Raw genomic sequence first — 19781 nt, 5'->3', positions numbered from 1 at the left:
CCTGAATGAAGAAGCCTGCCGGATACCTCACTAGATGTGGTCGATTCTGGAAGATTCAAGCGTCGTACAGTTGATGTAGATCAGAGAAGTCTAGCGTTCGATCCAGACTAAAGAGGCAAACCGGCCGGTGCGTGGACTGCGGCGGTAAGAAAAGAAACGTGGATCGGTCACGGTGCAGAACCCACCGCCGTAGACAGCCGTTACACCGCGAGCGGCCAGACGCAAACGCGCCAGCTCATAGATGTCGGCCATGAACTTGCCGGCATTCTGGCTCGGCACAAAGGCTTTGGCGGCTTCAGGCAATTGCTGGACGAAGGTTTCGCGCACCTCCGGGCCGACTTCAAAGGCTTGTGGGCCAATGGCCGGGCCGAGCCAGACCAGCACTTCGGCGGGTGGCACGGCCAGACTGTCGAGGGTCGCTTCCAGCACACCCGCCGCCAACCCGCGCCAACCGGCATGGGCGGCGGCAACGCGGGTGCCGGCACGGTCGCAGAACAGCGCTGGCAGACAATCCGCGGTCATTGCCGCGCAGGCGATACCGGGTGTTGACGTCCAGCTGGCGTCGGCAGTGGCTACCTGGCTTGGGTCGGCATGGGCCACGACAATGCCGTGAACCTGCTTTAACCAGGCCGGTTGAATAGAGAAATGATCGGTGAGGCGACGGCGGTTCTCGGCGACGGCTTCGGGGCTGTCGTCGACATGATCGCCGAGGTTGAGGCTGTCGAACGGCGCCAGACTGACGCCGCCCGCACGGGTGGTGACGCAGGCTTTCACCCCGGCAGGCGCAGGCCAGTCGGGAATCAGCCAGTCACTCATCCGATGAACGCCTCGCGGTCTTGCTTGAGCAGCGACAGCAACCAGACGAAGTCGTCGGGCAGTGGCGATTCCCAGCTCATGCGTTTACCGGTAGTCGGATGATCCAGCTCCAGGAACCGCGCATGCAGCGCCTGACGCGGGAAATTCTTCAGGGATTCGACCATGGTCACACTGGCGGCCGGCGGAATACGGAAACGACCGCCATAGGCAGGATCTCCGACCAGCGGGTAGTTGATGTGCGCCATGTGCACGCGAATCTGGTGCGTACGACCGGTTTCCAGCTTCACCCGCACGTGAGTGTGGGAGCGGAAACGCTCGAGCACGCGGTAATGGCTGACGGCTTGCTTGCCACCTTCCATCACGGCCATGCGCTGGCGTTGCTGACCGTGGCGACCGATCGGCGCGTTGATCTTGCCGCCGGCCGTCACCACACCGATCACGATGCACTCGTAGATCCGGCTGACACTGCGGCTCTGCAATTGCGTGACGAGTTGCGTCTGCGCTTGAATGGTCTTGGCCACCACCATCAGACCGGTGGTGTCCTTGTCCAGGCGATGCACGATACCGGCGCGGGGCACATTGATGATGTCCGGCACGTGGTGCAGCAAGGCGTTGAGCAAGGTGCCATCGGCGTGACCGGCGGCCGGATGCACCACCAGGCCCGCAGGCTTGTTGATCACCAGGATGTCGTCGTCTTCATAGACGATGTCCAGCTCGATGTCTTGAGCGATCCATTCGCCTTGAGCTTCCTGCTCGGCAGTCAGCTCAAGAATGGCGCCACCGTGAACGATGTCTCGCGGGCGGATAACCGCCCCATCCACAGTCAGGCGGCCGTCTTTGATCCAGGCGGAAAGGCGCGAGCGCGAGTGCTCAGCGAATAATTGTGCGGCGACTTGATCGAGGCGTTGGCCGCCCAATTCGGACGGCACCTCTGCGCGAAGTTCAATTTTATCGGACATGCTCAGACTAGGCGTCGGCACAGCCTTTGGTTTCGGCTGCGCGCTTGTGGTTAAATACGGCGTCTTTTGCCCCGGAGCTTTTCAACGGGGCGCTCATCATAACAGGACGGCCCCGCCCAAGACAGCGGCCGTCATAGGGACGCAAGCCGCCATGCAAGTGAAACACCTGCTGCTGATCGCCATCCTCGCATTGACCGCTGCTTGCTCATCGAAGGAAGTCGTAGACGAAAACCTGAGCGAAGTCGAGCTGTACCAGCAGGCTCAGCACGATCTGGACAACAATAGCTACACCGCCGCCACAGCCAAGCTGAAGGCGCTGGAGTCGCGTTATCCGTTCGGTCGCTACGCCGATCAGGCTCAACTCGAGCTCATCTACGCCAACTACAAGAACACCGAGCCTGAGGCTGCCAAGTCCGCCGCCGAGCGTTTCATTCGTCTGCACCCGCAGCACCCGAACGTCGATTACGCTTACTACCTCAAGGGCCTGACCTCTTTCGACCAGGACGTCGGCCTGCTGGCGCGCTTCCTGCCGCTGGACATGACCAAGCGTGACCCGGGCGCTGCTCGCGACTCCTACAACGAGTTCGCCCAGCTGACCAGCCGCTTCCCGAACAGCCGCTACTCGCCGGATGCCAAGCAGCGCATGATCTACCTGCGCAACCTGCTGGCTTCCTACGAGATTCACGTTGCCGACTATTACCTGACCCGCCAGGCCTATGTCGCCGCCGCGAACCGTGGTCGTTACGTAGTGGAAAACTTCCAGGAAACCCCTTCGGTCGGTGACGGCCTGGCGGTGATGACCGAAGCCTACCAGCGTCTGCACCTGGACGAACTGGCCGCGACCAGCCTCGAAACCCTGAAGCTCAACTATCCGAATCACCCAAGCCTGGTGGACGGTCAATTTGTGCCATCGAGGGATGAAGCCGACAACCGTTCGTGGCTGAGCAAGGCCACCCTGGGCCTGATCGAATCCCGTCCGCCGCTGCCGCCGGGCCAAACCCGCGCCAACCAGGACGTGCAGAGGCAGTTCCAGGATGCCAAGGACTCGATTCCGAACGAGCTCAAGCCTAAAGATGAAAACGGCGATGTGATCGAAGAACCGGAACCCGAGTCCAGTAACACCGACCGCTCCTGGTTCAGTCACATGACCTTCGGCCTGTTCGACTGACGCCGGGATGTTATGCCGAGAAGGTGCCTTTCGAGGCGCCTTTTTTATTGCCGGACTTTAGGGTGAGCGTATTGCGCTGTGCGCCTGACCCGTCCTTGGCTAAACTGCCAATTCATTAATCAAAAAGCGGCTCACCATGCTTCGTCTATTGTTCTGGATCGCCCTGATTGCCGCTGCGGTATGGTTCTGGCGCAAATTCAAGGGCTCGACGTCGGTTGCCAATACGCCGCGCGAGCAAGATGCTCCGCCCATGGTTCGCTGTGCTCATTGCGGCGTACACCTGCCCCGTGACCGCGCGCTGAGACTTGAACAACAGTGGTATTGCAGCCAGGCTCACCTTGAGCAAGGCCCGGGCTCCAGTGGTCGCTGAGACGCCCAGTCCCGGCAACAAACAGGCCCAGCGATTGCTGCGCCTCTATCACCTCTACCGCTTAAGCATCGGCATCACCCTGGTGCTGTTGATCTCCAGCAACATGGACAACCAGTTGCTGAAGTTCGCCAATGACGACCTGCTGCGCAATGGCAGCTGGTTGTATCTGGTACTGAATATCCTGCTGGTGGTCTTTCTGGGGAACACCCGGCGTCCCTCGCAGCTGCTCAGCCTGGCGCTGGTCGATGTCCTGCTGCTGTGCGGCCTGTTCTACGCCGCAGGCGGCGTGGCCAGCGCCATCGGCAATTTGCTGATCGTGTCGGTGGCCATCAGCAATACCCTGCTGCGCGGGCGTATCGGCCTGCTGATCGCAGCGGTCGGCGCCCTCGGCATCGTCGGTTTGAGCTTCATCCTGAGCTTCAGCCACTCCACCAACCCCAGCGATTACCTGCAAATAGGCACCCTCGGCGCCCTGTGTTTTGCTGCGGCGTTGCTGGTGCAAGGCTTGATCCGACGACTGGAAGTCAGCGAAACCCTGGCGGAGCAGCGGGCCAGCGAAGTACTCGGCCTCGAAGCGCTCAACGCACTGATCCTGCAACGCATGCGCACAGGCATTCTGGTGCTCGACGACCAACGGCGGGTGCAACTGGCCAATCACAGTGCCTTGACCTTGCTCGGGCAGGAAAAGCTGGATGGCCAGTTGATCGACGATTATTCGAAGCCGTTGGTCGAGCGCCTCCAACTGTGGTTCAACAATCCGACTTTGCGCCCGCAAAGCCTGAAAATCGCCAGTAATGGCCTGGAGCTGCAACCAAGCTTCATTGCCCTGAACCAAAGCCCGCACCACCAGACGCTGGTCTTTCTCGAAGACCTCGCCCAAATCGCCCAACAGGCCCAACAACTGAAACTCGCCGCCCTCGGTCGCCTGACCGCCGTTATTGCCCATGAGATCCGCAATCCACTGGGCGCCATTAGTCATGCCGCGCAGTTACTGGAGGAATCCGAGGAACTGAACGGCGCGGATCGGCGTCTGACACAGATTATTCAAGACCACTCTCAGCGAATGAATCGGGTAATCGAAAACGTCCTGCAACTGTCCCGTCGCCAGCAAACCATGCCACAACGGCTTGATTTGAAGCCGTGGCTGGAGCACTTCGTCGCCGAAACCCGCGAAGGGGCGACCGAGCGTCAGCAGATTCACCTGCGCATCGGTTCGGGAGAATTCAAAACCCTGATGGATCCGAATCAGCTGACCCAGGTTCTCGACAATCTATTGCGCAACGCCTGGCGCCATAGCGCCCTGCAGCACGATCAGGCACAGGCCTGGCTCGAGTTGTTTATCGACCCGGACAGCCAGTTGCCGACCCTTGAAGTCCTGGACGATGGCCCCGGCGTGGCGTCGGACCAGCGTGCACATTTGTTCGAACCGTTCTTTACCACCAGCAGCCAGGGCACCGGCCTGGGGCTTTATCTGTCCCGTGAGCTGTGCGAAAGCAATCAGGCCCGCCTAGACTTCAAACCACGCCAAGGCGGCGGCTGCTTTCGCATCACCTTTGCTCACGGACGGAAACAAAGTTGAACACGAGCCCACGGCAAAAAATCCTGATCGTCGACGATGAACCCGATATCCGCGAACTCCTGGAAATCACCCTGGGACGGATGAAACTCGACACCTTCAGCGCACGCAACCTCGCGGAAGCACAGGCGCTGCTGGCACGGGAGACGTTTGATCTGTGCCTCACCGACATGCGCCTGCCAGACGGCACAGGCCTGGCGCTGGTGCAGCACATCCAGCAGCGTTATGCGCAAGTGCCGGTGGCAATGATCACCGCCTACGGCAGCCTGGAGACGGCAATCAACGCTCTCAAGGCGGGCGCCTTCGACTTTCTGACCAAACCGGTCGACCTCACCCGCCTGCGCGAACTGGTCACCAGCGCCCTGCGCTTGCCCGCGCCGGGCGGCGCCTGCACCGCCATCGATCGGCGCCTGCTGGGCGACTCGTTGCCCATGCGCAGTCTGCGCAAACAAATCGACAAACTGGCCCGCAGCCAGGCCCCGGTGTACATCAGCGGCGAGTCCGGCAGCGGCAAGGAGTTGGTCGCCCGCCTGATCCATGACCAAGGCCCACGTGCCGCCCGACCGTTCGTCCCGGTGAACTGTGGAGCGATCCCGTCGGAGTTGATGGAAAGCGAATTTTTCGGCCATCGCAAAGGCAGTTTCAGCGGCGCCATCGAAGACAAACCCGGACTGTTCCAGGCCGCTCATGGCGGCACATTGTTCCTCGACGAAGTGGCTGACCTGCCGCTGGCGATGCAGGTCAAACTGCTGCGGGCGATTCAGGAGAAAGCCGTTCGCAGCATCGGTGGGCAGCAAGAAACCGTGGTCGATGTGCGCATCCTCTGCGCCACCCACAAAGACCTCGGTGCCGAGGTCACCGCCGAACGCTTTCGCCAGGATTTGTACTACCGACTCAATGTGATCGAGCTTCGGGTGCCGCCCTTGCGCGAACGCCGCGACGACATTGAGCTCCTGGCCAGCCATGTACTCAGACGATTGGCGACCGGCACCGGCCAACCCGCCGCAAAACTCCACCCGCAAGCTCTCGATGCACTGAAAAGCTATCGTTTTCCAGGAAACGTGCGGGAATTGGAGAACATGCTTGAGCGGGCCCACACCTTGTGCGAGAACAAACAGATCGAAGCCAGCGACCTGCGACTGACCGAAGGCAACTGCAACCCGGACGGCGACGTGCCGGACCTGACACAAATCGACAACCTGGAAGCCTATCTGGAAAATGTCGAACGCAAACTGATCCTCCAGGCTCTCGAGGAAACCCGCTGGAATCGCACAGCGGCGGCTCAGCGGTTGAATTTGTCGTTTCGATCGATGCGTTACAGGCTCAAAAAATTGGGTTTGGATTGAAGGCCTCTTCGCGAGCAAGCCCCACACATTGGATCTTTTGTGGACGTATTACTTGTGCACAGCAGAGATAAAAAGTGGGAGCGGGCTTGCTCGCGAAGACAATCTGAAAGACAACACAGATTCCCCGGTCAGATTCGCCCGGCCGGCGCATACGGCGCAGGGTCGATAATCGGCGCCCGCCCCAGCATCACATCCGCAAACAGCTGACACGACGCCGGCGCCAGCACCAACCCATTGCGGTAATGCCCGCAGTTGAGCCAGAGCCCGTCAAACCCCGGCACCCGACCGATATAGGGAATCCCTTCCGGCGACCCCGGCCGCAACCCGGCCCAATGCCCCACCACCTCGGCATCCGCCAGCGCCGGAATCAACTCCACCGCCGATGCCTTCAGGCTTTCCAGCGCCGTTTCGGTCGGTGTCTTGTCGAAGCCTTCATGTTCCAGCGTACTGCCGATCAGAATGTGCCCGTCACGCCGAGGAATGGCATAACGCCCTTTGGCCAGGACCATGCTCGGAAGAAAGTCCGCCGCGCACTTGTAGAGAATCATCTGGCCTTTGACCGGCTCGACCGGCAGCTCCAGGCCCAGGCTTTTCAGCAAGTCACCGCTCCAGGCCCCGGCCGTCAAAACCACCTGATCACCGGCAATGGCCCCTATCGAAGTCTGTACCCCGACCACCGCAGCGCCTTCACGGATAAACCCGCTGACCTCGCACTGCTCATGAATTGTCACGTTCGGCAGCGCCAACAAAGCCGCCTTGAGGGACTTCACCAGCCGTGGATTACGCACATTGGCGACATCAGCCATGTAGATCGCCCGCAAAAAACCAGCGCCCAATACCGGCACCGCATCGTGTGCCGCAGAGATATCCACAGCCCGCAGCGGACGATTTTCCCGTTTGGCCCAGGCGAGCGCTTCGGCCTCGTCATCCAGGTCCAGCCAGTACAACCCGGTGGTGTGCACTTCAGGATCGACACCAGTGGCGGTGAACAGGCGTTCCGCCAGCTGTGGATAAAAATCCTGGGACCAATGAGCCAACGCAGTAACTGCCGGGCTGTAGCGCCACGGGTAGAGCGGCGAGACGATCCCGCCACCGGCCCAGGAGGATTCCTGACCGACACTTGAGCGGTCCAGAAGCACGACGCTCTGTACTTCGGACGCGAGATTGAACGCCGTCAGCAGGCCAATCACCCCGCCACCGACAATCACCACTTGCTGTTGCCTGCTCATGTTCTGATCCAACCGTTCAATAGACAGAGGGCGCAAAGGGCGCCCGAAAAATAAACTCAGCGCCCCCAGCAATCCTTGGTGGTCAGGCCGGACGTTGCATTGACCATGCTTCTGACTCCGGTATTGGTGAGGGTGAAATCACCACACTTATCGCTCGCCATGGTCGAACCGGCTTTGCGTGTTGCCGTCAGCAGGAAGGTCTGATCGGTCAGGGTCGGGGTGATGGTATAGAAATCATTGCCGGCGCTCAGACCGGTGGCATTGGTGTAGACATTATTCTTCGAATAGAAACGCTCCAGAATCTGCGCCTGTTCGGAAAGCAGACCGGCCACTTCAGTACGGCGACCCTTTTTTACATACTCGGTGAGGCTCGGATAGCCAATGGTGATGACGATCCCGATGATCGCTATCACGATCATGATTTCAATCAGGGTAAAACCTCGGTTGGATCTGCGCATGCCTCACTCTCACTTACTGTATTTGTCGCCACATGATGCGACGGCCGCTGCCGCCACCGGATTTTTCCACCAGAGTGGTCACGCCACCACCGGAGTCGTTCACAATCTTGCGGGTTGCGTCATTGACGACCGCGTTCAGGGTCGGGATACCACCGGTGAAGATCACCCCGCTGGAAATCGTGTCAGTGCTGTCGACCACCCCATCGGCATTGGTGTCGAGCACTGCGTAATTGAGCATCTTACCGCTGAACGCATCGAGTTCGACCAGTTTGCCGGTGCCGAAGCCGGTACAGGGGTCCGTCGTGTCCAGACTGGCCGTGGTAAAAACGATGCGCCCCGAGACCAGACTGGCCTGATTGATCACCCGCTCCCCCGTCAAAACGTTGTTGTATACCAGCGGCAAGTACCAGCCTTTCTTTGCCGGGTAGGTCACCTCGTTCTGGCTGGTGGTGATGAATTGCCCGGTGCTGCCCGTAAACACCCCGGTCACCGCCTGCGCCTGCAGGCTGGAAGTGGTGATTTGCCCCGTGCCACCCTCGGCATCCCATACCGCGTAGAACGCCTGTAGATCCTTGTTGGTCTTGTCGGCGACTTCATTGAGCTTGCCGGTGCCGAAAAACACTTCCTTGCCGCCGGATGGGTGATCGGCCAGCAACGGTTGTGCGGTAATTGGCTGGGTCGTGCCGCCTGCGGAGGTGAACAACGGCTTGCCGGAAAACGCCACGCCCCAGGTGTCGGGGGTGGTGCCACTCAAATCGAACTTCCACAACCGCCCTTTCAAGTCGCCCCCATAGGCAGCCTGTACCACATTCTGCGAGTTGACCCTGAGCTTCACCGACGACAGGCCGTTGGTGGTTTCGGTACTGTCGACCACGATTTTCTTGATCAGCGAGCCGTCGCGGATATCCACCACATACAGCGCTGCCACCCCGGAGTTGCTGCCATAACCGTTGGAGATAAACGCGGCCCAGCGACCATCGGCCAAGCGTGCCACTTCGGGGCGCGCATAGGCATAACCCAGATCATTGAAAACGTTCGCCGTACTGGCCGTGGCCGGCGCACTGATTTCCCACAGCGCTTTAGTCTCGTTACCGGCTGATGCATCGAACAATTGCAGTGCATAGAAGGTTTTGCCGCCCGCCCCCGTTCCGCCAATCGCCAGGGTTTTCCAGGCGTTGTTGAGCTGGGCATCGAACACGCCGACCGGGCCGTCGACCAGAAACTTGTGGCTCACACCGTTGATGTAAGTGGGATCAGCGATGTAGCGCAATGATGGCAACACACTGGAGGGCATATAGGCGTAACGTCTGGCACCGTTGGTCGAGTTGATGACGTTTACAAAACCATCGTTGGCGTTCACCACCAGGCTGGCATTCATGTTGGCGGCTTTGGTGGTCAGGTAGGTGCTGTAGGCGGTGTCACCCACCAGATCGGACGCGGTTTGGTCCGTGGGCGCGGCCAGCACGAGTGGCGAATTGATGATGTCGCCGAGCAATACGCTGCGCACTTTCAACCCGGTTTTGTTGATGCCTTTGCTCCACTCCACCAGATCGCTGCCGGTGATGCCGACGGGCAGTCCCTGATTGAGGGATGCCTGCTGGGTCGGGGAGAAGTTGCTGTAGGCCAGGGTGACAGCAGCGTTGGTCTGGGTATTCCAGGATTGGTAGGTCGGCGCGGTAGCACCGGGCACAATGGTGGTATCGGTCGTCCACAGCACCGCAGCCGTGTTAACCGCACCCGCCGATGTGAAGCCAAAGGACTTGATGGTGCCCCGCCAGTCCTTGGGATCGTAGCTGGTCTGGAAGTAGCTCGAGTTGCTGGTCAGGGCTGTGCCGCTGGCTACGCCACTGCCACCTGAGCCGGCCTTGGAAGTGATGTCGCTCAGGGCTGCAGACAGTGCGCTGTTGAGCCCGGTGCTGTCGCTTGCCTGGTAATACCTGCCCTGCCCGTAGCTGGCGGCATCAGACAACATATCGTTAGCGATGGCGAAACCTACGGTATAGGTATTCATGTTCTGCTTGGGAAAATCCACCGCGTTCCAGCTTTTGCCAGCGGCGTCGGTGCCGGTCGAGCGCATGTCAATGTCAAAGGCGAACTTGGCGATGTCATCCAGGTATAGGGTGTCACCCTCGCCGTCGCCATTGAGATTCGGGCCATCATCGTTCACCCCGTCCCAATTGGGTAACCGGATACCGCCCAACGGATCGCTCGTCGGGAAGGTTCGGTCGAAGGTCGGCAGACCATCGGTGATCACCACACCGTAATTTTTCTGGCAACGGTACTGAATCGGACTGGTATAGGTGGAGGGCGTCGAGTTGTTGTATGGCGCCATGCCACGAAAATAGCGAGTGATCTCGTAATAGGCTTCAGCTAGCGGCGTGTTGGCCTCTGCGCTCAGTTCGTCGATCGCGGCGATCAGTGCGTTGTAGTTGGTATTGGCCTGAGCCTGGGTCACGGTGCCGCTGACCGCCGACAAATCGCTGACCGAACGGGCGATGTAACCGCCGTCATTCTTATGCTTACCGACCGCCAGGTTGAACGTCGACAGGCCGATGCGCAGCGAGCGGTTGCCGGTCACCAACGCCTTGGACACGTTGCGCGCCACATTCATCCGGTAATCACTGGGGATCGAGCCATCGGTGAAGTCCCGGTCGGAACGGTTCGCCAGGCTTATCAGGTAGGACAAGTAATTCGCCGTATAACGAGTGTCCTCCCCCCCACCGGATCGGGAAGCTTCAGACAGAGTGAATCCAGACCGAGAAAGCTGCTGTTATAAAAACCGTACCATCCTTTCGAACATGTTCCTCGAGTCAAACTCGACAAGGAAATATTGTCATCGGTCATGTCCAGGTCGCGGCCTTTCAGGCACGTACCATTCGAGAGGCAAATAGTCACCGGGGTGCGTGCGACCGTCGGGTCGAAGCCGGCTGCCCAGATAATGTTGTTCATACTCCCCGAGTCGTCGAGTAACAGCATCACATTGGGGGCCACGGCGGCGGCGTTCAACAGCGGCGAATCCGAGGGCGTGAAGGCGTAAGTCGGCGCGGCCAGATAAAGGCTCATCGCAGCGCCGCAGAACAGCTGCAACAACCAACGGCGCCTGCCTGTACGCGCCTCAATATTTCGCATAAATACTCTCCACCACACTGCGCGAGCTGCCCGTGATGCCCACGGCGGTCACCCGGTACAGCGTTGCCGACGTGTTGCTCGGCACGTTCACGGCGGTCAGGGTGGTGCCGATGTTCTGCACCCCGTAAAAGCCGCTGCCGGAGGCGATCCAGGTCACCCCCGAGGAGGAATTGAACCCGGCGACGGTGATGACCGACGCCTCGGCCGGCGGCGCGCATTGGCTGGTGCCACTGCAGACCGGCAATGAATAGCTATTCAGTTGCACCGCACTTTCGCCGACGCGCAACGCCGCTTCCGCGCCCTGAAACGATTGGTTGCGCAGGGTCACGCTACCGGCCATTTTTTCCTGCAGCGTAGCGCTCTGCATCGACGAAAGGCCGATCAACGTCAATACCAGAAGAAACACCAGGCTGACCAACAGCGCCATGCCGCGCTGGGCGTGAGGGGTCACGGGAGAAATACTCATCGGCCCTCCTCTCATGGCAACCGGTTGCGCAAAGTGGCAACCACGTTGAAGGTTTGATTGCGTACCCGGTTGTTCGGGTCGGTGAGGGTCAGCGTGAGCCGCACGCTGCGGATTCGCGCCGGATCGGACGGGTTGCCGCTGTAGCTGGAAGCGGACGTATCGGTGGCCGAACTGGCGAGGCCGAAGCTCACGCCAAACGCACTGACATTGTTCACCAATACCTGCTGCGTTGGCGTGCCGGTGCCGGTGCCCATCAGCAGTTGGTTGTTGCTGAAGCTGTAGACCAGCCGCCGGATCGGAATCGCCAACTGCCCCGATGCCGGCGTACGTACACCGGTGTAGGCTGTCGCTGTATTACGGCAGTCGGAAACCACCGTCCAGGTCGGAACCCCGCCACTGCCGCCGACATCCGCGGTGACCAGGGTCAATTTGAGGTTGGCATTGTCCCAACTGATCGGCGTGATCTGGGCGGCGTTGAAATCCCCCGCCGAGCTGGCATCGGTAATCGTACCCAGGCAACCGAACATGCCGACCATGCGGATTTCCTGAATCATCTTGCTCAGGACGAACCGCGCATCTTCCTGCATCCCGGCAGCGGTGTTCTGGCTGACGTAGGTGTTTTTCGCGGCGATGAAAATCTGTGCCACGCCCAGGACCACGATCAGGCTCAACGCCAGGGCGATCAGTAATTCGATCAGGCCGAAACCTTTGCTGGTTCTGGTCATGGTGTCGTCGCCGGATCAGCGGTGGCGCGACTGGTGAGGACGAAACTGCGGCGCGAGTCGGCGGTATTCGCAGCTCGCGAGTCATCCCAGGTAATGGTGATGGTGTACACCCGCTGGTTCCGGGCGATGCTACCGGTCGCCGTGGCGCCGCCGAAATTGACGATATTGGTGGTGAAGTCGTAGAGGTCCTGATCCCGGGCCACGCTCAGGTTGCCCGAGGTCGGGGGCGTGACGGTGTAATCGGCGCCGGAGTTGGCGCGAATGCGGTCCATCATGTCGTAGGCGATAAAACTCGCCTGACTGGTCATCCGCGAGCTGTCGGTGTACTTCAGCGCATTGAGCTGAATCGCCGCCGCGCCCAACAACCCCACAGCCAGAACCAGCAACGCGACCAATACCTCGATCAGCGTCATGCCCTCCTGTGCACGCTTGCTCCAACCCCTCATCCGCAACTTCCACCCAGTAGAATTCGTCCGTTCAAACACACATTCAGCGTCCTGTTCTGTGCCCCCAGTACATAACTGATCACGACTGCCGTGGACGGCGCCGACAAACCGCCCAGATTGTTGAAATCAATAGCGGTCACTCCTGAGGTTAGCGTCAGAGTTGCACCGCTGCTCATCGCTGGAACAACCCGCAATACATTGGCCGGGTTGCCTGTACCGTCATAAACGCTCAGCCCGCCGGTCCAGACACTGCCGCCAGCCGTCGGGCGAACCCGAGTGGTGAGGCCCCGATCAATCGCCTCAAGCCGTGCGTAATTGAGTGCCCGTTGCAAGTCGCCGATCTCGGTGTCGGCCTTGTTGCTTTGCACCGAGCGGGTGAACGCCGGAACGGCCAAGGTGATCAGGATCAGAAACACCGCGAGCGTGATCAGCAACTCGATCAGCGTGAAACCTTTTGTACGATGATCCATCGGTGCGCTCCGTTGCCGTCGGCTATACCTGCTTCTACACGCTAGAACATTCGACCGAGGGATGTACGGTTGTTTTGCCATTACTCGCGCAAGGATCGCGCGGGCCGCAGCACTCCAGGGAGGGAGATGACATGCGTCAGCAAGGTTTCAGCCTGATCGAACTGCTCATGGGACTGACGATTGTCGGGATTGTTCTGCAACTGGTCAGCCCGGCGTTCGCCGCCTTTACAGAATCGAACCATCGGGAGCAGGCAGCGCAGTCGATTGCCAGCGGCATACGTAATGCCAGAACCGCTGCCATCACACGCAATCAGAGCGTTGTGATTCACGGCCTCAACGGCGACTGGGGTCAGGGCTGGCGGATCATTCTGGATCTCAGCGGCAAAGGCCCGGAGGACAGCAGCAATCCGCTGCTGGTTGAGCGCGCGAGTGGCGCCCGGGTGCCGATTGTCGGCAACTGGCCGGTCAGGCGATACATACGTTTCAACAGTATTGGCGAACCACAGATGCCCGGACGGGCCTTTCAAGCAGGGACACTGCACATTTGCGCAGCCCGCGAACCGGTCTCTCAGCTCCAGGTGGTGCTGGCCGCGACCGGTCGCGTCAGCCTGCGCAGCCATCAGGCTGAGCAGGCGCTGTGTCCAGGAGGGAAAAGCGTTAAAGCAAGGAGCGCACGCGCAACTCTTTAGGCATGGAGAACGTGATGTTCTCTTCGCGGCCGGCCAGTTCATCGGCACCGGTGGCGCCCCAGGCCTGCAATTGCTGAATCACGCCACGCACCAGCACTTCCGGAGCGGAGGCACCGGCGGTGATACCAATACGCTCGACACCGTCGAACCAGCTCTTTTGCAGGTCTTCGGCGCCGTCGATCAGATAGGCCGGGGTAGCCATGCGTTCGGCCAGTTCACGCAGACGATTGGAGTTGGAGCTGTTCGGGCTACCGACCACCAGCACCACGTCGCATTCGTCGGCCAGTTGTTTGACGGCGTCTTGACGGTTTTGCGTGGCGTAGCAGATGTCGTCCTTGCGCGGACCGCCGATCGCCGGGAAACGTGTACGCAGAGCGTCGATCACGCGGCTGGTATCGTCCATGGACAGGGTGGTCTGGGTAACGAAGGCCAGCCTTTCAGGGTTGTTCACCTGCAACGCTGCGACGTCTTTTTCGTCTTCGACCAGATAGATCGCGCCACCATTGCTGCCATCGTACTGGCCCATGGTGCCTTCGACCTCCGGATGGCCGGCATGGCCGATGAGGATGCATTCACGACCGTCGCGGCTGTAACGCGCGACTTCGATGTGTACCTTGGTCACCAGCGGGCAGGTAGCGTCGAACACCTTCAGGCCACGACCTGCGGCTTCGGTGCGCACGGCCTGGGAAACCCCGTGGGCACTGAAGATCACGATCACGTCGTCCGGCACCTGATCCAGTTCCTCGACGAAGATTGCCCCACGGGCGCGCAAGTCTTCGACAACGAACTTGTTGTGGACCACTTCATGGCGCACGTAGATCGGCGGCCCGAAGACTTCCAGGGCGCGGTTGACGATTTCGATCGCCCGGTCCACACCGGCGCAGAAGCCACGGGGGTTGGCGAGTTTGATTTGCATGCTGTGCCTCGTGTCTTGCGCGCAGGGAAGTTAGATCATTGCAACCCCTGTGGGAGCGGGCTTGCCCGCGATGATGGCTTCACAGTCGCCATTGATGTCGACTGCTGCATCGCTATCGCGGGCAAGCCCGCTCCCACACTGGATCTGCTTTGTTACTTACAGCGCTTTGACGTTGATGATCTCGACGTCAAAGGTCAAGGTTTTACCGGCGAGCGGGTGGTTGAAGTCGATGGTCACTTGCACATCATCGAATTCCTTCACCACGCCTGGCAGCTCGGTATTGGCCGCATCGTTGAAGATCACCAGCAGTCCTGGCGACAGTTCCATGTCCTGGAACTGCGAGCGCGGGATGATCTGCACATTTTGCGGATTAGGTTGACCAAAGGCGTTTTCCGGCTCGACGGTCAGGCTGCGCTTGTCGCCGGCCTTGAAGCCGAACAGCGCGGCTTCGAAGCCTGGCAACAGGTTGCCGTCGCCGACCTTGAAGGTCGCCGGGGCTTTGTCGAAGGTACTGTCGACGGTGTCGCCGTTCTCCAGGCGCAATGCAAAGTGCAAGGTGACTTCCGTGTTCTGGCCAATGCGTTGCTCAGCCAATACCTGCTCAGTCATGAACGGTTTCTCCGGTCTTCTTACTTTTGAACATATCCAGCGCAAGCATCACGGCACCGACAGAAATAGCACTGTCAGCAAAGTTGAACGCCGGGAAATACCAGCGGTTCTGCCAGTGCACCAGAATGAAATCGATCACATGGCCCAGGGCAATGCGGTCGTACAGATTGCCCAGCGCGCCACCCAGCACCAAGGCCAGCGCAATCGCCAGCCAGGTTTCGTGGCGCCCCAGGCGCTTGAGCCAGATCACCAGCACCGCGCTGACCACCACCGCGATCAAGGCGAACAGCCAACGCTGCCAGCCCGAGCTATCGGCCAGGAAGCTGAACGCCGCGCCGGTGTTGTAGGCCAGGGTCCAGCTGAACAAATCGGGGATCACCACGATTTGCTGGTACATCTCGAGCTTGCCTTCGAAGTAGAACTTGCTGGCCTGGTCAATGACCAGGACCAGCAAACTCAACCAGAGCCAGCTCAGCCGTCCGAAACGGCCAACGGCATTAGGCATAGTGACGAACCTCGCCCGCGCCGCTGATGTTATCGACGCAACGACCGCAGATTTCCGGATGCTCCGGGTTCACGCCGACGTCTTCACGGCAATGCCAGCAACGGGCGCACTTGGCGAAGCCCGACTTGACCACTTTGAGCTTCAGGCCGCTGACTTCGGTGACCACCGCGTCGGCCGGCGCCTGCACGAACGGTGCAACGCTGGCGGTCGAGGTGATCAGCACGAAGCGCAGTTCGTTGCTCAGCTTGGCCAGATCGGCACTCAGCGCGTCTTCGGCGAACAGTGTCACTTCGGCTTGCAGGTTGCCACCGACAGCCTTCGCCGCGCGCTGGATTTCCATTTCCTTGTTGACCGCCACCTTCACCGCCATGATCCGCTCCCAGTAGGCGCGGTCCAGCTCGAAGCCTTCCGGCAGTTCAGTCAGGCCTTCGTACCAGGTGTTGAGCATCACAGACTCGTTACGCTCGCCCGGCAGGTACTGCCACAGCTCGTCGGCGGTGAACGCCAGGATCGGCGCGATCCAGCGCACCAGCGCTTCGCTGATGTGGAACAGCGCGGTCTGGCACGAACGACGGGCCTTGCTGTCGGCGCCAGTGGTGTACTGACGGTCCTTGATGATGTCCAGGTAGAAACCGCCCAACTCCTGCACGCAGAAGTTGTGGATCTTGGAGTAAACGTTCCAGAAGCGGTATTCGCCGTAGTGCTCCTGCAGCTCGCGTTGCAGCAACAGGGTGCGGTCCACGGCCCAACGGTCCAGCGCCAGCATTTCTTCGGCCGGCAGGATGTCGGTGGCCGGGTTGAAACCGGTCAGGTTGGAAAGCAGGAAGCGCGCGGTGTTACGGATACGCCGGTAGGCGTCCGCACTGCGTTGCAGGATCTGCTCGGAAACCGCCATTTCACCCGAATAGTCGGTGGAAGCGACCCACAGACGCATGATATCGGCGCCCAGGGTGTCGTTGACCTTCTGCGGCGCGATTACGTTGCCCAGGGACTTGGACATTTTGCGACCGGACTCGTCAACGGTGAAACCGTGGGTCAGCAGCTCGCGGTATGGGGCGTGGTCGTCGATAGCGCAACCAGTCAGCAACGACGAGTGGAACCAGCCGCGGTGTTGGTCCGAGCCTTCCAGATACAGGTCGGCGCGTGGACCGGTTTCGTGGCCCATCGGGTGCGAACCGCGCAGGACGTGCCAGTGCGTGGTGCCCGAGTCGAACCAGACGTCCAGGGTGTCGCTGATCTTGTCGTACAGCGGCGCCTCTTCACCGAGCAACTCGGCGGCGTCCATCTTGAACCAGGCTTCGATACCTTCGACTTCGACGCGCTGGGCGACGATTTCCATCAGCTCGACGGTGCGTGGGTGCAGTTCGCCGCTTTCCTTGTTCAGGAAGAACGGGATCGGCACACCCCAGTTACGCTGACGGGAGATGCACCAGTCCGGACGGTTGGCGATCATCGAGTGCAGACGCGCCTGGCCCCAGGCCGGAACGAACTTGGTGTCTTCGATGGCTTTGATTGCGCGTTTGCGCAGGGTGTCGCCAGTCGTCGGCTCTTTGTCCATGCCGATGAACCACTGCGCGGTGGCGCGGTAGATCAGCGGGGTCTTGTGACGCCAGCAGTGCATGTAGCTGTGTTCGATGGTGGTGGTGTGCAGCAGCGCGCCGACTTCGGTCAGTTTGTCGACGATGGCCGGGTTGGCCTTCCAGATGAACTGGCCGCCGAAGAACTCCAGCGACGGCACATACACGCCGTTGCTTTGTACCGGGTTCAGGATGTCGTCGTTGACCATGCCGTAGGCTTTGCAGGTCACGAAGTCGTCTACGCCGTAGGCTGGCGCGGAGTGGACCACGCCGGTGCCCGCGCCCAGTTCGACGTAATCGGCCAGGTAAACCGGCGACAGACGATCGTAGAACGGGTGACGGAAGTTGATCAGCTCCAGCGCCTTGCCGGTGGTGGTGGCGATCACCGAACCTTCCACGCTGTAGCGGGCCAGGCAGGACTCGACCAGCTCTTCAGCCAGCACCAGCAGCTTGTCGCCGACGTCGACCAGGGCGTAGTTGAACTCTGGGTGAACGTTCAGCGCCTGGTTGGCCGGGATGGTCCACGGGGTGGTGGTCCAGATCACGATCGAGGCGGTTTTGCCCAGCGATGGCAGACCGAACGCGGCGGCCAGTTTGGCTTCGTCGGCGATCGGGAACGCCACGTCGATGGTCGCGGACTTTTTGTTCTCGTACTCGACTTCCGCTTCAGCCAGGGCCGAACCGCAGTCAAAGCACCAGTTCACAGGCTTCAGGCCCTTGAATACGAAGCCACCCTTGACGATTTCCGCCAGGGCGCGGATTTCACCGGCCTCGTTTTTGAAGTCCATGGTCTTGTACGGGTTGGCGAAATCGCCCAACACGCCCAGACGGATGAATTCGGATTTCTGCCCTTCGATCTGCTCGGTGGCGTAGGCACGGCACAGTTCGCGGGTTTTGTCGGCGCCCAGGTTCTTGCCGTGAGTCACTTCGACTTTGTGCTCGATCGGCAGACCATGGCAGTCCCAGCCCGGAACATAAGGCGCGTCGAAACCCGACAGGGTTTTCGAGCGGATGATCATGTCCTTGAGAATCTTGTTCAGCGCATGACCGATGTGAATCGTGCCGTTGGCGTACGGAGGACCGTCGTGCAGTACGAACTTCGGACGATCCTTGCCAATCTCGCGCAACTTACCGTACAGGCCAATGCTGTCCCAGCGCTGCAGAATCTGCGGTTCGCGCTGAGGCAGGCCGGCCTTCATTGGGAAGGCGGTGTCCGGAAGGTTTAGCGTGGCTTTATAGTCGGTCATTTAAGGCTCTTCATTAGCGATTGGCGCTAGGTGCGACAGGGCACGGGCGGCGGCAACATCCGCATTGATCGCCGTCTTAAGCGCCTCCAGAGAGGCGAAACGCTGCTCTTCACGCAGCTTGTGGTGGAAAACCACCGTCAAACGCCGGTCATACAGATCGCCGGCAAAATCTAAAAGGTGTACTTCGAGGTGGGCTTTGCCATCCCCTTCGACCGTTGGCCGCACGCCGATATTGGCAACGCCCGGCCAGGTCTTGCCGTCGATGTCGACGTTGACCAGGTAAACCCCGCTCAGCGGCACACGACGACGCTTGAGCTGCACGTTGACCGTGGGCGTACCCAGCTGGCGCGCCAGCTTCTGGCCGTGCAGGACTCGCCCGGCAATCCGGTACGGACGACCGAGCAACTGCTCGGCCAAGGCAAAATCGGCAGCGGCCAGGGCATTACGCACCTGAGTGCTGCTGACACGAATGCCGTCCATCTCGACGGTCTGCGCCGCTTCGACGGTAAACCCCTGAAGGGCGCCGGCCTGCTGCAGGAAATCGAAATCCCCCAGCCGGTCACAGCCGAAACGGAAATCGTCACCGACTTCCAGATGCTGCACGCCGAGGCCGTCCACCAGAATAGTATCGACGAACTCTCTGGCGCTGAGTTTGCTCAGCCGCTGATTGAAAGCCAGGCACAGCACCCGATCGACACCTTCTTCGGCCAGCAACTGCAGTTTGTCCCGCAGGCGGGCCAGACGGGCCGGGGCGGTGTCCGGGGCGAAGAACTCTCGCGGCTGCGGCTCGAAAATCACCACGCAGCTGGGCACGCCCAACTCGAGCGCACGCTCACGCAGCCGGGCCAGGATAGCCTGGTGACCACGGTGAACACCGTCAAAGTTGCCAATAGTGGCGACACAGCCCCGATGCTGGGGGCGCAGGTTGTGGAGGCCTCGAACCAGCTGCATAACGCGCTTCTTGCTCATAAAGTGGTCGATTATAACCACACCCGGCGGCCGACGACAGGCAACACCGTAACCCAAAGTGATCGAGCCGACAAAACCGTCGGCCCGCCCGTATCTATCGAGACAAAAGCC

General features: G+C 60.3%; 18 protein-coding genes and 1 pseudogene. 5 read left to right on the top strand and 14 right to left on the bottom strand.

What is annotated here, in order from left to right; translation table 11 throughout:
* Window positions 1-90 precede the first annotated feature (90 nt).
* Window positions 91-816: a peptidoglycan editing factor PgeF gene (gene pgeF, locus LOY38_RS04625; RefSeq protein WP_258699019.1), complete on the bottom strand. Its 726-nt coding sequence runs from the start codon at window positions 814-816 to the stop codon at window positions 91-93.
* Complete coding sequence (gene rluD, locus LOY38_RS04620) at window positions 813-1775, bottom strand: 23S rRNA pseudouridine(1911/1915/1917) synthase RluD (RefSeq protein ID WP_007901932.1); 963 nt, start codon at window positions 1773-1775, stop codon at window positions 813-815. Before rluD ends, pgeF begins: the two co-directional genes overlap by 4 nt.
* Window positions 1776-1926: 151 nt before the next feature.
* On the opposite strand from rluD, the gene LOY38_RS04615 reads away from it, so the two are divergent.
* The 4 genes from LOY38_RS04615 (at window position 1927) to LOY38_RS04600 (ending at window position 6235) form a co-directional block, all read left to right on the top strand.
* Window positions 1927-2943 (top strand): outer membrane protein assembly factor BamD, encoded by a 1017-nt coding sequence (locus tag LOY38_RS04615; protein ID WP_258699018.1) that lies wholly within the window; start codon window positions 1927-1929, stop codon window positions 2941-2943.
* Between the two features lie 136 nt (window positions 2944-3079).
* On the top strand, window positions 3080-3313 hold the full coding sequence (locus LOY38_RS04610) for a PP0621 family protein (RefSeq protein WP_258699017.1): 234 nt from the start codon (window positions 3080-3082) through the stop codon (window positions 3311-3313).
* Window positions 3303-4892 (top strand): PAS domain-containing sensor histidine kinase, encoded by a 1590-nt coding sequence (locus tag LOY38_RS04605; RefSeq protein ID WP_258700653.1) that lies wholly within the window; start codon window positions 3303-3305, stop codon window positions 4890-4892. Before LOY38_RS04610 ends, LOY38_RS04605 begins: the two co-directional genes overlap by 11 nt.
* Window positions 4889-6235 (top strand): sigma-54 dependent transcriptional regulator, encoded by a 1347-nt coding sequence (locus LOY38_RS04600; RefSeq protein ID WP_258699016.1) that lies wholly within the window; start codon window positions 4889-4891, stop codon window positions 6233-6235. Before LOY38_RS04605 ends, LOY38_RS04600 begins: the two co-directional genes overlap by 4 nt.
* Before the next feature lie 128 nt (window positions 6236-6363).
* Here LOY38_RS04600 and thiO read toward each other — a convergent pair whose 3' ends face one another.
* The 7 genes and pseudogenes from thiO to LOY38_RS04565 all read right to left on the bottom strand — a co-directional run bounded on the left by thiO (window position 6364) and on the right by LOY38_RS04565 (window position 13158).
* Window positions 6364-7464: a glycine oxidase ThiO gene (gene thiO, locus LOY38_RS04595; protein WP_258699015.1), complete on the bottom strand. Its 1101-nt coding sequence runs from the start codon at window positions 7462-7464 to the stop codon at window positions 6364-6366.
* 56 nt (window positions 7465-7520) lie between these two features.
* On the bottom strand, window positions 7521-7922 hold the full coding sequence (locus LOY38_RS04590; RefSeq protein ID WP_258699014.1) for a type IV pilin protein: 402 nt from the start codon (window positions 7920-7922) through the stop codon (window positions 7521-7523).
* Between the two features lie 13 nt (window positions 7923-7935).
* Window positions 7936-11051, bottom strand: a pseudogene (locus tag LOY38_RS04585) (pilus assembly protein).
* Window positions 11038-11517 carry a PilX N-terminal domain-containing pilus assembly protein gene (locus tag LOY38_RS04580; RefSeq protein WP_258699013.1) on the bottom strand — a complete coding sequence of 160 codons (480 nt, stop codon included), beginning with the start codon at window positions 11515-11517 and terminating at the stop codon, window positions 11038-11040. Before LOY38_RS04580 ends, LOY38_RS04585 begins: the two are co-directional and overlap by 14 nt.
* 11 nt (window positions 11518-11528) lie before the next feature.
* A complete protein-coding gene (locus tag LOY38_RS04575) occupies window positions 11529-12242 on the bottom strand; it encodes a PilW family protein (protein WP_258699012.1) in 714 nt (237 codons plus the stop codon).
* Window positions 12239-12688 (bottom strand): type IV pilus modification protein PilV, encoded by a 450-nt coding sequence (gene pilV, locus LOY38_RS04570; RefSeq protein ID WP_258699011.1) that lies wholly within the window; start codon window positions 12686-12688, stop codon window positions 12239-12241. The genes LOY38_RS04575 and pilV overlap by 4 nt, the downstream gene beginning before the upstream one ends.
* Window positions 12685-13158 (bottom strand): GspH/FimT family pseudopilin, encoded by a 474-nt coding sequence (locus tag LOY38_RS04565; protein WP_258699010.1) that lies wholly within the window; start codon window positions 13156-13158, stop codon window positions 12685-12687. Before LOY38_RS04565 ends, pilV begins: the two co-directional genes overlap by 4 nt.
* Window positions 13159-13289: 131 nt before the next feature.
* Here LOY38_RS04565 and LOY38_RS04560 point away from each other — a divergent pair, with 131 nt between their 5' ends.
* The gene (locus LOY38_RS04560; RefSeq protein ID WP_258700652.1) at window positions 13290-13847 is read left to right on the top strand and encodes a GspH/FimT family pseudopilin; all 558 of its coding nucleotides are present in this window, start codon (window positions 13290-13292) and stop codon (window positions 13845-13847) included.
* Here the strand turns inward: LOY38_RS04560 and ispH are convergent.
* The 5 genes from ispH to ribF form a co-directional block, all read right to left on the bottom strand.
* The gene (gene ispH, locus LOY38_RS04555) at window positions 13816-14763 is read right to left on the bottom strand and encodes a 4-hydroxy-3-methylbut-2-enyl diphosphate reductase (protein ID WP_008008700.1); all 948 of its coding nucleotides are present in this window, start codon (window positions 14761-14763) and stop codon (window positions 13816-13818) included. The genes LOY38_RS04560 and ispH overlap by 32 nt on opposite strands.
* A 156-nt stretch (window positions 14764-14919) precedes the next feature.
* Window positions 14920-15357: an FKBP-type peptidyl-prolyl cis-trans isomerase gene (fkpB, locus tag LOY38_RS04550; protein WP_258700651.1), complete on the bottom strand. Its 438-nt coding sequence runs from the start codon at window positions 15355-15357 to the stop codon at window positions 14920-14922.
* A gap of 7 nt (window positions 15358-15364) precedes the next feature.
* Window positions 15365-15877, bottom strand: coding sequence for a signal peptidase II (lspA, locus tag LOY38_RS04545; protein ID WP_258699009.1), 513 nt, complete (start codon window positions 15875-15877; stop codon window positions 15365-15367).
* Window positions 15870-18701 carry an isoleucine--tRNA ligase gene (gene ileS / locus LOY38_RS04540; protein WP_258699008.1) on the bottom strand — a complete coding sequence of 944 codons (2832 nt, stop codon included), beginning with the start codon at window positions 18699-18701 and terminating at the stop codon, window positions 15870-15872. Before ileS ends, lspA begins: the two co-directional genes overlap by 8 nt.
* Complete coding sequence (ribF, locus tag LOY38_RS04535; protein WP_258699007.1) at window positions 18702-19652, bottom strand: bifunctional riboflavin kinase/FAD synthetase; 951 nt, start codon at window positions 19650-19652, stop codon at window positions 18702-18704.
* Window positions 19653-19781 lie beyond the last annotated feature (129 nt).

Source organism: Pseudomonas sp. B21-015, assembly GCF_024749285.1.
Classification (GTDB): domain Bacteria; phylum Pseudomonadota; class Gammaproteobacteria; order Pseudomonadales; family Pseudomonadaceae; genus Aquipseudomonas.
The sequence above is the reverse complement of the archived record's forward strand: the minus strand, read 5'-3'. Positions and strand labels throughout refer to the sequence as shown.